The sequence below is a fragment of the Reichenbachiella agariperforans genome, assembly GCF_900142205.1.
GTDB classification, from domain to species: Bacteria; Bacteroidota; Bacteroidia; order Cytophagales; family Cyclobacteriaceae; genus Reichenbachiella; species Reichenbachiella agariperforans.
Genome location: NZ_FRAA01000003.1, coordinates 421,674 through 436,484, shown reverse-complemented (window position 1 = coordinate 436,484; position 14,811 = coordinate 421,674). Strand labels below are relative to the sequence as shown.

The following is a 14,811-nucleotide window of genomic DNA, read 5'->3' as shown; positions in this document are numbered from 1 at the left end:
TTCATTGTTGATAGAAAGAGGAAAGTCAACCCTGAATAGGAGGGACTAGAGGGATTTTTTGAGGAAAAAACATCGGGATAGATTGAAAGAGTGTATTTTTGATTCAAATTTCGAAAGAAATTATTTTAAGGAAACAATCAAACGAAATGTGCAAAAGTAGTGTCGTATCGACTCGTGTCGGTAGCGAGCATTGCGGATGCGGGAGGTCCGTCTGCAGTCAGTAGACGTGATATCATAAAATCAATGACACACATGAAATTATTGGAAGGAAAAACGGCATTAGTGACAGGCGCTTCTAAAGGTATCGGGAGAGCTATAGCGATTAAATATGCAGAACAGGGAGCCAACGTGGCTTTTACTTATTTGTCAAGTGTAGAAAAGGGCGAGGCACTCGTCGCGGAACTCGAAGCGTTCGGCGTGAAGGCGAAAGGTTATAGATCTGATGCGTCCAAGTTTGATGCGGCAGAAGAACTAATCGCTAATGTAGTGGCTGACTTTGGTCAACTTGATGTGTTGATCAACAATGCTGGGATTACCAAAGACAACCTTCTCATGAGAATGACTGAAGAAGCATGGGATGATGTGATCAATGTCAATCTAAAGTCTTGCTTTAATACTGTCAAAGCAGCTACTCGTACTTTCATGAAGCAGAAAGCAGGCTCTATCATTAATGTATCTTCTGTAGTAGGTGTCAAGGGAAATGCTGGACAGTCTAATTATGCAGCTTCTAAAGCAGGTATCATTGGGTTCACCAAGTCTATAGCGCTAGAGTTAGGTTCTAGGAATATTCGATGCAATGCCATCGCTCCAGGGTTTATCGAGACGGAGATGACGGATGTGCTGGATGAAAAAGTAGTGCAGGGATGGAGAGATGCGATCCCTATGAAACGTGGAGGAAAGCCTGAAGAAGTAGCTGACGCTTGTGTCTACCTCGGTTCAGATATGTCTACCTATGTTTCGGGACAGGTTCTTAATATCTGTGGAGCAATGCTCACCTAAAGTTTAGTCTTTCAATACTACGGTAAAAAAAAGGATCAAATCCATTGGGTTTGATCCTTTTTTGTCTTTTATATTCTTAGTATATCACCTTTTTGTGAGGGTAAAATACAAACATAAATCGCTATCAGCCCAAAGACTCACAACGATCTATGTAGGTGACATAATATTGTAGATTCTATTTAGAAGTAAAAATTAGCAGTTACTTGCCCTCCAACGTTCCCGATGCCTGCATTGATTGTATAACCGCTGTTCGAAGCATTGGTGTATTCTACTACACTGTTAGATTGGGAGTCCCAAGCCTCGTAAGTATTGCTGCTAGCACCGCTGTCCGAGTAGCTGACACCCCACGTAAACTTACCTCCTAATGAGAATTTAGGAAACAAAAATGCTTCTACTCCAATGAAACCGTATGCACCAGCACCCCAGTTTGTTGAGTTTTTGGTTTGGCTAGGGCGATATCCTTGAGAAGGTATGGTAGTGCCTCCAACTGGAAACGATGGGGCTCCAGTAGAGGGAGCTTGATTAGTTTCCGTGATTTCATTGCCATAGGTGTATTTATATGAAGTGCTTGCGCTAAAGTTTACAAATACATCTGCACCATATACACCTTGAATGCGACCGCTACCTTTTCGCTTTTCAATCCCAGCCAACAAAGTGACACTAGAGTTGGTTCGCGAAAGTTTGTCCTGAACGTAATCGTCAGGGCTGCTGCCATTGTCATCCATCACGTCATAGTAGGATACATTGTTGTAGAAGTTCAAGTTGAAACCGATTTTGTACGCTGTAGTACCCGAAACCATGTATTTTCCTTGAATTACAATTGGGCTTGTTGAGCTTTGATATTGCCACCAGTCGGCATTGTTATTAGTGCCGCCAGTGAAGATGTTTCCAACATAAGTAAGTGCTGTAGATGCACCTATCCCAACAGACCAATCACCTTGCTGAGGCAGTACTTCTTGACCATGTTTGTTCTTAAACGAGGGCTCACTATCTGTGCCTGTTTGTTGAGAACTCGTTGTTTCTTCTTGAGCATAAGCACATAAAGGTAGTACCAGTGCCCATATTAAAATATATTTAATCATAAGAAGTCTAGTTTAAAATTCTGATGTGAATGTGTAGTCGATTATTACATACTTCGTCTGGCCTTCTGTTAGAGAGATGGTTTGAGGATTTGCAGAATAGAACCCTGTTTTTGTTTCTTCATCGAAATCTTCATCGTACCCTGTGTATTCTGTCAGAAAGTCTAGTCCACTTACCGTGTAGGATACATCATTAGAAATGGCAGGTACTTCTACAGTGAAGCGTCCCTCATCATCTACAGTTACATCGATCACTTTAGTGACATCTACACCATTTGGCTGAGAGAAAGATAGATCATGGGAACTGTATGATATTTTGATCTTTGCTCCTTCTGCAGCGACCATTATGTCTTCACCGTCGGTCAGGTCATCGTCAAACTGTACTTTGCCTTCTATGATAGCTATACCAACACTCGTTTCAAAAGGGTTTTCCTCTGGGCTACAAGACACCATTACAAAAATCACTAAACTCAAAAGTGATAAACTTACTTTTTTCATATTCTTTTTTTTAGATAGATAATTAAGGCACAAATGTATATATTTTTAGTACTAAACTATGTTTTATTTGTATTATTATAATTTCTATTTATTCATATTATTTGGCTTGATCATAGACTCTTTCGTGTTTTTGATGGAATTGAATTATAGATTTGTGCCTATTGAAGAAGTGGAATGCTTTTAGTCAGAAGACATTTTTTGGGACAACTTTTTTATTCCTATCTTTCGAGCCTACTTCATTTACATAGAAATTTATACACTATTGCCTGTCATTCAATTTCAATATTCGATTTGGCTTCTGCCACTGTATTTGCTGATTGCTCTGGCTTTCACCTATCTACTTTATGCTAAAAGTGGGCCATGGAATCAGCAGACCAATCGGTTACTTTTCGCGCTACGATTTGCTTTGTGGAGTGTCCTATCGATACTCCTGCTCAATCCGATGATCAATCAATACCTCGAGCAGTTAGAAAGCCCCAGGGTAGTATTAGCGGTAGATAATTCGACTTCTATCCGAAATACTATGGATTCGACACAGATCACACTACTCCATGATCAAATGTCCAAATTATCTGAGAAATTGGAAGGTCGAGGGTACGAGGTGATCAAGATGGGATTGGGTAGGGGATTTGAATCATGGGATGATATGACATTCGTCGAACCCACCACTGATCTGAGTGAGATGATGAGTAGTATCACTGCTAGTTTTGAGAATACTAATTTGGCATCCGTGTTTTTAATGTCGGATGGAAAATTTAATAGAGGCGTGTCTCCGCTTTATCAGCCGTATCAGTTTCATTTGAATACGATAGGTGTAGGAGATACAACTCAGCAACTGGACCTGGAGTTGGATAATATTCTGTTCAATAAGATCGCCTATCAGGGGAATCGTTATCCTGTTGTAGTAGAAGTGAAAAATTATGGGTTCAAAGGACATAAAACCAAACTGAGTATCAGACGTGAAGGAAAAGTCTTGGAGACTAAGGAGGTTAATTTTGACTCAGGGCAAGGGGTGACACGTGTGGTTTTTGAAGTAAAAGCTACTCATGATGGTTTGCAGCCTTTGGATGTCGTGCTTGCGCCCTTGGATGAAGAGGTAATTCAACAGAATAATTCCCAACGCATCTATGTAGATGTGATTGATGGGAAGCAAAATATATTGATCGCGGCACCCGCCCCGCATCCAGATTTGAAGGCTTTAAAAGCTGTGATAGAGAATAATCAAAATTTTGAAGTCACAGTGTATATAGCAGGAGTTGGGGATTACCCTGAAGAAAAATATGACTTAGCGATAGTTCATAATGTCTATGATGGCGCTAATCGTACTAGGTCAATATTGGCTAAGCTTGAAAAGCAGAAGGTGCCCCTTTTTTATATAGTGGGATCTCAAACTAATTTTAGAACACTCGCTCGTGAGAATAAAGTGCTACAGGTCGTGCAGAAACGAAACCAACGAGACCGAGTGATCGCCTCGCTCAATCCGGAGATGGACTTGTTTACACTAGACTCAGAGCTAAATGAACGGTGGCAAGAGTTCGTGCCACTCTCTGTGCCTTATGGAGATATTAATATCCCAGCAAATGCCAAAGTGTTGTTGAACCAGAAAATAGGATCAGTAACTGTGAATAAGCCATTGCTCTTTACAGTAGCTGCCGATGATGTAAAGCAGGCTTATCTGCTGGCCGATGGTGTCTGGCAATGGAGGATGCAAGAGTATGGTCTTTATGAAGATACACAGAGTTTTGATGAGTTCTTTCTGAAATTAGTGCAGTACTTGAGCACGAAGAATGACAAGCGGAAATTTAAATTCTATCCTACAGATACGGAGTATAATACCAATGAACCCGTACATTTTCAGGCAGAGCTCTACAATGATGTCTATGAGCGAATTTACGGGCAAGAAATCAAGATCTCTGTGGGAGAATTAGGAAAGGAAACCAAAGAGTATTCATTTGTGCCTGCTTCACAATATGCTAAGCTGGAGTTGGCTAATCTAGAACCTGCCAACTACCGTTATGAGGCTTCTACCTTAGTGGATGGGAAATCAGAAAAGGTTTCAGGTAGTTTTGTGGTGAAGGAACAGCAACTGGAACAGTTAGATCAGGTTGCTGATTTTGGATTGTTACAACAGCTAGCGATCCAGAACCAAGGCCAGTTTTATACGCTTGCCGATTGGGATGAAATGCTGGGTGATGTTGAATCGTATGATTTCAAGCCCCGTGTGCATTTCCAAGAAGAAATCTTTCCTTTGGTGAATTTGATATGGGTTTTATTCGTACTCCTAGTACTGGTATCTTCGGAGTGGCTACTCAGAAAATATTCTGGAGGGTATTAAAAAAAAGAGTAGGCTCTGGGCCTACTCTTTTTTCTCTTTCTTAGAATTCTTTTTCTTCTTGACTGATATACTCAGCGTTTCTTCTTTTTCTATATGATCTGCTAACAGCGTATCCCCTTCCTGAACATCTCCAGTTAGGATAAACTCTGCTACTTGATCTTCCAAGTATTTTTGGATAGCTCTGTTCAGAGGTCTTGCTCCGTATGCAGGGTCATATCCTTTCTCTGCTAAGAAATCTTTAGCTTTATCAGTTAGCTCTACATTGTAACCTAGTTCGATCACACGCTCTAGCAATTTGTCTAGCGTGATATCGATGATTTTATGTACATCTTCTCTTTCTAGAGAGTTGAATACAATCACATCATCTAGTCTATTGAGAAACTCTGGTGAGAAAGTTTTCTTCAGAGCGTTTTGAATCGTAGACTTCATGATGTCATCTAGATTCTCTTTCTTGTTCTGATTCATGAACCCGATCCCAGTACCAAAGTCCTTGAGGTCTCTAGCACCGATGTTAGAAGTCATGATAATCACTGTGTTTCTAAAGTCTACTTTTCTACCAAGGCCATCTGTCAATATACCATCATCCAATACTTGTAGTAGGATGTTGAATACGTCTGGGTGCGCCTTTTCGATTTCGTCTAGGAGAACTACGCTGTATGGTTTTCTTCTCACTTTTTCTGTGAGCTGTCCACCTTCTTCATAACCTACATACCCAGGAGGTGCTCCTACCAGTCTAGATACGGAGAATTTTTCCATGTATTCACTCATGTCGATTCTCACCAAAGCATCGTCTTTATCAAACATGTATTTAGACAACACTTTCGCCAATTCGGTTTTTCCTACTCCAGTTGGACCTAGAAAGACGAAAGAGCCAATTGGTTTTTTCGGGTCTTTCAGACCTACACGAGTTCGTTGTATCGCTTTTGATAGTTTAACGATAACTTCATCTTGACCGATCACTTGCTTTTTCAAGTCATCTTTCATCGTGAGTAGTTTCTTGCTTTCCTTCTGTGCTACCCTTTTTACTGGGACACCAGTCATCATTGCGATTACTTCGGCTACACTATCTTCGTCAACTACATAGCGTTGCGATTTGGTTTCTTCTTCCCACTTCGCTTTGGCTAGTTCGAGTTGCTCTATGAGCTTCTTTTCTTTGTCTCTGAGCTGAGCTGCTTCTTCGTATTTTTGGCTTTTTACAACCTGATTTTTTTCTACTTTGACATCTTCAATAGAGTCCTCAAGACTGATGATCTCGTCTGGTACATATATATTGTTGATATGTACTCTAGAACCTGCCTCATCCATGACGTCAATAGCCTTGTCTGGCAAGAATCTATCGCTGATGTATCTGTCAGATAGTGCTACACACGCTTTGATTGCCTCTTCTGTATAGTTGACGTTGTGGTGATCCTCGTACTTGTCTTTGATGTTATTTAGGATTTGCACGGTTTCATCTACAGTTGTAGCATCCACCATCACCATTTGGAATCTACGGGCGAGCGCACCGTCTTTTTCGATGTACTGTCTGTATTCGTCCAAAGTAGTTGCCCCGATGCATTGAATTTCTCCACGGGCTAGTGCTGGTTTAAACATGTTAGACGCATCTAGCGATCCAGACGCTCCGCCAGCTCCTACTATGGTGTGTAATTCGTCAATGAAAAGGATCACTTCAGGAGATTTTTCAATCTCATTCATGACAGCCTTCATTCTTTCTTCGAATTGCCCTCTATATTTTGTTCCTGCTACTAAAGATGCCAAATCAAGTGTTACCACTCGCTTGCCAAACAATACTCTAGATACTTTCTTTTGAATGATTCTCAGTGCTAGGCCTTCTGCGATAGCAGTTTTACCCACACCAGGCTCACCGATTAGAATAGGGTTGTTTTTCTTTCTTCTACTTAGGATTTGTGCAACACGCTCAATCTCCTTGTCGCGACCTACGATAGGGTCGAGTTTGTCACTCTCTGCTAGCTTGGTCAGGTCTCTACCGAAATTGTCAAGAACAGGAGTTCTTGATTTCTCTCCGCCTTTGCCTGATGGATCCTTACTTGAAGAACCGCCTGTGCCACCAGAGCCAAATAGACGAGAGTCGTCTTCGGGTTCGTCTGTATCAGAAGACGAAGACATCGGGTGCTCTGTTTGATATTCTAGCAATTCTTTGACGACATCATAGGCTACATCGAACTTATCGAGGATTTGAGTCCCTATATTGTCTTCATCTCTTAGGATAGAAAGCAATAGATGTTCAGTGCCTATGAGTTGGCTTTTGAATATTTTAGCTTCTAAGTATGTGATTTTTAGAACTTTTTCTGACTGTCTCGTCAGAGGAATGTTCGCTAGGTTCTTAACATTGTTAGTAGCAGACCCTTTGGTGGCTTTTTCTATGGAAGCTCTGAGTTCGTCTAGCGAGACCCCTAGTTTCTTTAGTAAGCTAATGGCTACACCTTCTCCCTCGCGAATCATACCGAGTATGAGGTGTTCCGTACCTATATAGTCGTGTCCAAGTCGGAGTGCTTCCTCACGACTCAATGAAATTACCTCTTTTACTCTATTCGAAAACTTTGCTTCCATGTGCTACTTCGTTGTAGTAAAAATAATTTTTAATCTAACAAAAACTAAACATTAAGATAAAAACGATCTATTCATGTAATCGTTGTAATCAGGCTTTAGTTTTTACAAATAGTTGTCGGATTCTGGCCCAGTATTACTGAGCAAATCCAGTACGCTCAAGTTGGCTGCAAATTCTTTACCAAACAGCTGTGGGTACGGGATGGGATCAAAGATCTTTGAACAAATATAATCTTTTTTGGGGTGAATCATGGACCTCATGTCTTCTAATTGACCTTCTGTATTGGATTCGTATTGTTCAGTGAAATTGATTTTCGTGCCAATATTGAGGACTTTGAGACAGAATGACAGTATCTCAGTGTTGAGATCGATGAGCCGCTCGTGTTTTGCGAATAAGATGTCGTGAATGTATGGTTCGTAAAATTCGAAGTAGGGGGACTTATTGTATGCTGAGATAATCGCCCGCCAGTGATCATTGAGCCACCGGTGTTTGTACTCGATTTTAATGTCCGAGATTTTGATTTTTTTGTTCCCGCCAATCATTGGTATGGCCAGTGGTAGGACTTGGTTAGAGCCTAAGATGTAGCAGCGATTTCTATAGGTTTGTTTGACGAAATGTTCCTGAGTTTCTATCCATACTTCCTCTTTAGATTTGAGGAAGGAAAAGTAAGCAACACACGGAAAATACTGACTGTCAATGATGGTTTTCATATAAAATCAGACAAGTCTCCCATACCTTCCCTGACGATTTCTGCTTCGCCCTCAGTGCAGTCCACAACTGTACTGGCGACATTGTTTCCATATCCTCCGTCTATGATCAAATCCACCTTGCCGTTATACTTTTCATAGATGAGTTCTGGATCGGTAGAGTATTCGAGTACTTCATCATCATGGTGTATGGAGGTGGTGATGATGGGGTTTTCCAGTTCTCTGACGATGTCTCTCGGAATGTTGTTGTCTGGGACTCGGATGCCTATTGTTTTTTTAGAAGTGTGTAGCATCTTAGGGACCTTGGTACTTGCATTGAGTATGAAAGTGAAGGGGCCAGGAAGGGCTTTTTTCATCAACTTGAAAGTCGAAGTGTCCAGAGACTTGGTGTACTCTGAGATATGACTTAGGTCATAGCAGATGAAAGAGAAGTCGACACGTTTGCTTTTGATTTCCTTGAGCTGCTTGATTCTTTCTATGGCTTTGGCATTGAATATATCACAGCCCATCCCATAAATGGTGTCCGTAGGGTAGATGATGACGCCTCCTTTTCTTAGGACTTGAACAATTTGACTAATTTTTCTAGGGTCTGGGTTCTCTTCGTACAGTTTGATGAACTCTGTTTTCATAGGATTCAAATTTAATCAAATGTCCGGTTTATAAATAGCAAAACATTATTAGTTCAAGTCGGATGCCGAAATGACTAATTGCTTATTTTTGCCGCCTTATGAATAAGAAAAAAGTGATTTTGGGAGCTGTTATCGTTTCATTCTCAGTGATGCTCTCCTCATTTGGGTTTTATTTTCATCAGGTCGTTTACGCCCCGAATTTTTTGTATGAAAAGCAACCTAAACCTTTGATCATTCCTACAGGATCTGATTTTAAGTATGTTCAAAAAGAACTTTCTAAAGGCGGGTTTTTGGACGAGGTGATTAGTTTTAGTTTTCTCTCCAAAACGATGGGGTATGATGAAAGCGTAAAGCCAGGACTCTACCTGATAGAGCCAGGGATGAGTAACCTGGAAGTGATTAGAATGCTTCGGTTGGGCAGTCAGACTCCCGTCAACGTAACATTCAATAATGTGCGCTTGGTGTCGGACTTAGCTGAGAAAATCACGAAAAACCTAGAAATATCAGAAGCGGATTTCATGGGTGTTTTGCGAAATGACTCTTTGATTCGTGCCAATGGCTTTGATAGTTTGACGATTATTTCGATGTTTATCCCCAATACCTATCAGGCCTATTGGACTACTTCTCCTGAGTCACTTTTTGCGAAGATGAAGCGGGAGTATGACAAGTTCTGGAATGAGGAGCGATTGGCAAAGGCAAAAGCACTTGGCTTGTCGACCAAGGAGGTTTCAGTGCTGGCATCTATCGTACAGGCAGAAACAATCATGTCGGATGAAAGACCGATTGTGGCTGGCTTATACCTCAATCGCCTCGAAAGAGGAATCCCGCTACAGGCAGACCCTACCTTGGTTTTTGCTGCGCAGGATTTTGAAATCAAACGTGTATTGACCAAACATACTTTGATAGACTCCCCATTCAATACCTACAAGTATGCTGGACTGCCTCCTGGACCGATCAACATGCCGAGTATCAAATCTATAGATGCAGTATTGAACCATCAGGACAATAAATTTATCTATATGTGTGCGAAAGAAGATTTTTCGGGCTATCACAATTTTGCCACGAACCTCCGTGATCACAATAATAATGCGATTCGATACCAAAGAGCACTTAACAAAGCTGGACTCTACCGCTAATGGCCAAGCAATACAGTTTTTTCGAGGATGTTTATGAAGTGGTCAAGTTGATCCCAAAAGGACGAGCGACTAGTTATGGTCTGATCGCTAACTATCTCGGAACGAAACTGAGCGCGCGCATGGTAGGTTGGGCGATGAATGCAGCGCATGGATTGCCAGACGTACCTGCCCATCGAGTAGTCAACCGAGAGGGGCTATTGACTGGTAAGGTGCATTTTGGGTCTCCCTCGCGCATGCAGGAACTACTGGAGGCGGAAGGCTTGACAGTTGTGGAAGATAAGATTCAGCATTTCAAAGAGATCGTTTGGGATCCGATGAAAGAACTGGAGAATTAACTCTTTCGGCTAATGATCGCTAGTCCGACGAAACTCAGAAGTCCGTTGAGCAGTAAAAGCTCAAACCCGAATTGATATCCTCCGAACCATGTGGCAGAATAAGAGTTGATTACGTAGGTCAATATCGGAGCGACTAGGCATACCACAGGAACCAGCTCATCTTTGACAGCTCGTTTGGTAAACAGCCCGAACGAATATAGTCCTAAAAGTGGTCCGTAAGTGTAACCAGCTACTTTGAAAACCTGATTGATCACACTGTCGTCGTTGATGGCCTTGAAGATTAAAATGACTACTAGTATCAGTACTGAGAATCCAAGGTGGATCCAGCGTCGCTGGTGTGTGGCGGATTCGTTGGGGTCTTTCCCCAAGAAGTCTATATAAAAGGAAGTCGTCAGTGCAGTGAGTGCTGAGTCAGCACTAGAGTAGGCAGCTGCAGTGATGCCGAGTAAGAAAATAACCCCTCCCAATAATCCAAAATGATTGATGGCTAGGTATGGAAAGAGTGCATCGGTGGTTTGGGTAAGGTCAATGTTTTTGACTTCTACAAAGTGATAAAGTAGTGTCCCTAGCCCCAAAAAGAACAGGTTAACAAATACGAGTACGATGCTAAACCAAAGCATGTTTTTTTGCGCGTCCTTAAGGGATCGGCACGTGAGATTTTTTTGCATCATGTCCTGATCCAGTCCAGTCATCACGATAGCAATGAATGCTCCAGCAAAGAACTGCTTGAAGAAGTTTCGGGGAGCTTGCCAGTCCCAGACAAACATCTCAGAGGTAGAACTATTACTGATGATGTCTATGATTTGGCCCGGGGAGTAGTTGAGGTCAGAGGCGATGATCCAGATGCTGATGCCGACGGCTAGTAGCATAAAAAGTGTCTGCAGAGTGTCTGTCCAGACAATCGTTTTGATACCTCCCTTGAACGTGTAGAGCCAAATGAGAGCGATGGTCACAAATACGGACACAGCAAAAGGGATGTCAAATGCATCGAAAAATGCGACTTGTAGTACGGTAGCAACTAGAAATAATCTAAAAGCAGCACCGATGACTCTAGATATGAGGAAGAAAAAAGCACCTGTTTTGTAAGATTTTTTTCCGAATCTGGAGTCTAAATATTGATAGATGGATACCAAATTCATCTTATAATATAGAGGAAGAAGTACACTGCCTATCACCCAATAACCCAGAAGGTAGCCCAAGACAATTTGGAAGTAAGACCAGTGACTACTCCCTACTTCACCAGGGACAGAGATAAAGGTGACACCAGACAAAGAAGCACCGATCATTCCAAAAGCAACCAAATACCAAGGGGACTGTCGATTACCTGTAAAGAAGCTTTCGGCAGTAGAACCACGACTGGTGAGTTTAGCGATCAGCATCAATACAGCAAAATATCCAGCGATGATAAGGAAGACGAGTAGTGGGCTCATAGAGAATCGAATGTTGAATGTTGCCGCAAACATATTAAATTTTGTCGGCTATTTTGGTCTAGCTTTGATTGATGGTGTTAATAGGGGGTGGGATTAGTAAGTGAGCGTTATTCCTGTTATTTTTGCCGCCTATGCAAGAGAGAGCTACCGCGGAGAAGGTATCATTCAATCATGAAGATGCTACTTCGAAACAATTCGTTCAGACATTGAACAAACGAGTGAACGAATACTTCCAGTCAAAGGGGATTTCCAAACATGGGAATGTGACCTTGTACATCAAGACCGTAGTGATGCTGTCTATGTTTATTGTGCCCTACTTTGTGGTCATTCTGATGGAGCCACAAGGTCTCGTAGCTTTAGGTCTGATGATCATCATGGGGATGGGGATGGCTGGAATCGGATTGTCGATCATGCATGATGCGATTCATGGGGCGTATTCTTCTAACCGTACGGTCAACAAAATCCTCGGCTATACACTCAATCTCGTAGGAGGCAATGCCATCAACTGGCGTATCCAGCACAATGTCAAGCACCACACCTATACCAATATCGAAGAGCATGATGAAGATATAGAGCCGAAGGCTATTTTGAGATTTTCTCCAGGGACGAAGTTGAAACCTATTCATAAGTACCAGTATTTGTATGCATGGTTTTTCTACGGGCTGGGGACTTTCTTTTGGGTGACGTTCAAGGATTTTGCTAAGATCACGCGATACAACAAGGAAGGCTTGTTGGCCAAAAACACGAAGAGTATTGCAGGAGAGTATGTGATATTGATCCTAACGAAGGTCGTGTATTATATCTATGCGATCGGTGTGCCGGTCTATTTCACTTCGTATACGGGATGGCAGATATTCGGTGGGTTTATGCTCATGCACTTTGTGGCAGGTATGGGCTTGGCGGTGATTTTTCAGCCTGCACACCTGATGAATGAAGTGGATTTTCCAGCACCAGACAAAGACGGTAACATGGAGTATTCGTGGACGGTACATCAACTGTACACCACCGTGAATTTCGGGAATCAAAACCGAATATTGGATTGGTACGCTGGTGGGTTGAATTTCCAAATCGAGCACCATTTGTTTCCGCATATATGCCATGTGCACTACAAGCATCTGGCTAAGATTGTCAAAGAAACAGCTGCGGAGTACAATTATCCCTACTACGCAGAGCCGACATTTAGATCGGCACTATTGGCACATGGGCGTATGCTCAAAGCCTTAGGTTTGCCTGCAAAGGCTGCAGCGTAGCGCTAGCGGGTTGTCCAAAGATCAGAATCTCTGGAGGTGTGAAATACAGCTACGATTAGTATCGTAGAATTACTCTTGTCGATTCGAAAATGAACACCGTAGGGGAATTTCTTCAGGTAGATGATTCGGGTTTGCTCGAATCGGGTTTGTGATTTGAACGGAAATGTATGGATGTTATCTACGGCTTGTTGGAGTCTAATTTCAAAGGCATGTCCTAACCCGTTGTTTTGTTCGGTGTAGAATAAATAGGCATCACGAATATCTTCTTCAGCAGCCTTTGTGATTTCTACAGCGTACGCCATGCTGCCTATTTTTTAAACAAATCCTTTTTTGCACTGTCCCAACTCCTCGTTTTCATTTCTCCACTATTGACAAGTTCTAGGCGCTTAGAAACTTCTTGTTGTTGCCATTCGGGAACAGGTTTTTCTTCGTTGATAGATACGTAATCTAAGGTCTGAATTAAATCCATAAAGGTGTCAAACCTATTGTCCTGTATGTCAAGTGTGATTTTCATGAGACATGATTTAAAGTCCTAATAAAGAATACAATAAGGCTTTTTTGAATCGGAAAAACAAATGGATGATCAAAAATCAATATTGTTAAATAGTACTTATGAGGTTTACTTACACTTTGCGAAAGCAATGTCTAGGTCCGCTTGGATGTCTTCGATGTGTTCTAACCCTACGGAGAGACGAATCAAGTTGGCGGTGATGCCGGTTGCTTCACGCTCTTCATCGGTGAGTTTGGCATGAGTCGTCGAGGCAGGGTGCGTTACGATGGTACGCGTGTCACCGAGATTGGCACTGAGCGAGCACATCTCTACACCTTCCAAGAAAGTCTTGCCTGCTTCTAAGCCTCCTTTGATTCCAAACGAAACCATACCGCCGCCCGTACTCATCTGTTTTTTGGCAATTTCATGCTGCGGATGTGAAGGAAGGAAAGGATAACGTACCCATTCTACCTGCGGATGTGCTTCTAGATATTCAGCCAGTTTGAGCGCGTTTTCGCTGTGTCGATCCATACGTACGGCGAGGGTTTCCAAGCTCTTGGATAGAATCCATGCGTTGAAAGGAGACAAGGAAGGTCCGGTACTTCTCGAAAAAGTAAAAATGTCTGCGATCAAGTCTTTGCGACCGAGTACCATGCCACCCATCACGCGACCTTGACCATCGATGTACTTGGTGGCAGAGTGGATGACCAAATCTGCCCCAAACTCGATTGGACGCTGAATATATGGTGTAGCAAAACAATTGTCTACGATCAATATTAGATCATGCTTTTTGCAAAACGCGCTCGCAAAATCTAGGTCGATCAATTCAATCCCAGGATTAGTAGGTGTCTCTAGGTATAGCAACTTAGAGTTAGGTTTGACAGCTGCGTCCCAGCTACTGGTGTCGTTGAGGTCGACATAGTCACTGCTGATGTTGTACTTGGGCAGAAACTTGCTGAAAATCGTATGCGTCGAGCCGAAGATCGATCGGACGGAGAGCATGTGATCACCCGCTGACAATATCGTCATGAAGGTGGTGAAGATCGCCGACATCCCAGTAGCTGTAGCGAATCCCGCCTCTGCTTTTTCCAACTTGCACATCTTATCGATGAGTTCGCTGGTGTTGGGGTTGGTAAATCGGCTGTAGGTATTGCGATCGATTTCGTTGGCAAAAGTCGCACGCATTTCTTCCACATCGTCAAACAAAAAGCTTGACGTCAAGTACATCGGCGTAGAGTGCTCCTTTTCTGGAGTTGTTTCTATCTGTGTCCTAATGGCTTCTGTTTCGAAATGCTTATTGACTTTACTCATCTTCTATCTAATCAATTGACGAATTGCCCTGTTTTGAGCAAGG

General features: G+C 42.3%; 14 protein-coding genes. 5 read left to right on the top strand and 9 right to left on the bottom strand.

The features are described from left to right. Positions 1-252: 252 nt before the first annotated feature. A complete protein-coding gene (fabG, locus tag BUB99_RS11000; RefSeq protein WP_073122565.1) occupies positions 253-999 on the top strand; it encodes a 3-oxoacyl-[acyl-carrier-protein] reductase in 747 nt (248 codons plus the stop codon). A gap of 179 nt (positions 1,000-1,178) precedes the next feature. On the opposite strand, the gene BUB99_RS10995 is transcribed toward fabG, so the two are convergent. Then, on the bottom strand, positions 1,179-2,081 hold the full coding sequence (locus BUB99_RS10995; RefSeq protein ID WP_073122426.1) for a hypothetical protein: 903 nt from the start codon (positions 2,079-2,081) through the stop codon (positions 1,179-1,181). 12 nt (positions 2,082-2,093) lie between these two features. Next, positions 2,094-2,576 (bottom strand): hypothetical protein, encoded by a 483-nt coding sequence (locus tag BUB99_RS10990; protein WP_139280977.1) that lies wholly within the window; start codon positions 2,574-2,576, stop codon positions 2,094-2,096. Between the two features lie 262 nt (positions 2,577-2,838). On the opposite strand from BUB99_RS10990, the gene BUB99_RS10985 reads away from it, so the two are divergent. Beyond that, entirely contained in the window at positions 2,839-4,911 is a 2,073-nt protein-coding gene (locus tag BUB99_RS10985) for a hypothetical protein (RefSeq protein WP_139280976.1), read from the top strand. Between the two features lie 21 nt (positions 4,912-4,932). On the opposite strand, the gene BUB99_RS10980 is transcribed toward BUB99_RS10985, so the two are convergent. The 3 genes from BUB99_RS10980 to BUB99_RS10970 all read right to left on the bottom strand — a co-directional run bounded on the left by BUB99_RS10980 (position 4,933) and on the right by BUB99_RS10970 (position 8,816). Next, complete coding sequence (locus tag BUB99_RS10980) at positions 4,933-7,482, bottom strand: ATP-dependent Clp protease ATP-binding subunit (RefSeq protein WP_073122421.1); 2,550 nt, start codon at positions 7,480-7,482, stop codon at positions 4,933-4,935. A 102-nt stretch (positions 7,483-7,584) separates the two neighbouring features. Then, a complete protein-coding gene (locus BUB99_RS10975) occupies positions 7,585-8,190 on the bottom strand; it encodes a WbqC family protein (RefSeq protein ID WP_073122419.1) in 606 nt (201 codons plus the stop codon). Continuing rightward, positions 8,187-8,816, bottom strand: a complete 630-nt coding sequence (locus BUB99_RS10970; protein WP_073122417.1) for an L-threonylcarbamoyladenylate synthase — start codon at positions 8,814-8,816, stop codon at positions 8,187-8,189. Before BUB99_RS10970 ends, BUB99_RS10975 begins: the two co-directional genes overlap by 4 nt. A 98-nt stretch (positions 8,817-8,914) precedes the next feature. Between BUB99_RS10970 and mltG the strand changes: the two genes are divergently transcribed. Together mltG and BUB99_RS10960 are read left to right on the top strand one after the other, a co-directional pair. Next, positions 8,915-9,952, top strand: coding sequence for an endolytic transglycosylase MltG (gene mltG, locus BUB99_RS10965; protein ID WP_073122415.1), 1,038 nt, complete (start codon positions 8,915-8,917; stop codon positions 9,950-9,952). Beyond that, complete coding sequence (locus tag BUB99_RS10960) at positions 9,952-10,287, top strand: MGMT family protein (protein ID WP_073122413.1); 336 nt, start codon at positions 9,952-9,954, stop codon at positions 10,285-10,287. The genes mltG and BUB99_RS10960 overlap by 1 nt, the downstream gene beginning before the upstream one ends. On the opposite strand, the gene BUB99_RS10955 is transcribed toward BUB99_RS10960, so the two are convergent. Then, positions 10,284-11,717: a sodium:solute symporter gene (locus tag BUB99_RS10955; RefSeq protein WP_073122412.1), complete on the bottom strand. Its 1,434-nt coding sequence runs from the start codon at positions 11,715-11,717 to the stop codon at positions 10,284-10,286. The two genes, BUB99_RS10960 and BUB99_RS10955, sit on opposite strands and share 4 nt — an antisense overlap. A 131-nt stretch (positions 11,718-11,848) precedes the next feature. On the opposite strand from BUB99_RS10955, the gene BUB99_RS10950 reads away from it, so the two are divergent. Further along, the gene (locus BUB99_RS10950; RefSeq protein ID WP_073122410.1) at positions 11,849-12,967 is read left to right on the top strand and encodes a fatty acid desaturase family protein; all 1,119 of its coding nucleotides are present in this window, start codon (positions 11,849-11,851) and stop codon (positions 12,965-12,967) included. A 2-nt stretch (positions 12,968-12,969) separates the two neighbouring features. On the opposite strand, the gene BUB99_RS10945 is transcribed toward BUB99_RS10950, so the two are convergent. From BUB99_RS10945 to BUB99_RS10935, 3 genes are all read right to left on the bottom strand, one after another. Next, positions 12,970-13,269, bottom strand: coding sequence for a type II toxin-antitoxin system RelE/ParE family toxin (locus BUB99_RS10945; protein WP_073122408.1), 300 nt, complete (start codon positions 13,267-13,269; stop codon positions 12,970-12,972). 5 nt (positions 13,270-13,274) lie between these two features. Then, positions 13,275-13,481 carry an addiction module protein gene (locus BUB99_RS10940; protein WP_073122406.1) on the bottom strand — a complete coding sequence of 69 codons (207 nt, stop codon included), beginning with the start codon at positions 13,479-13,481 and terminating at the stop codon, positions 13,275-13,277. A gap of 105 nt (positions 13,482-13,586) precedes the next feature. After that, positions 13,587-14,768 (bottom strand): O-succinylhomoserine sulfhydrylase, encoded by a 1,182-nt coding sequence (locus BUB99_RS10935; RefSeq protein ID WP_073122404.1) that lies wholly within the window; start codon positions 14,766-14,768, stop codon positions 13,587-13,589. Positions 14,769-14,811 lie beyond the last annotated feature (43 nt).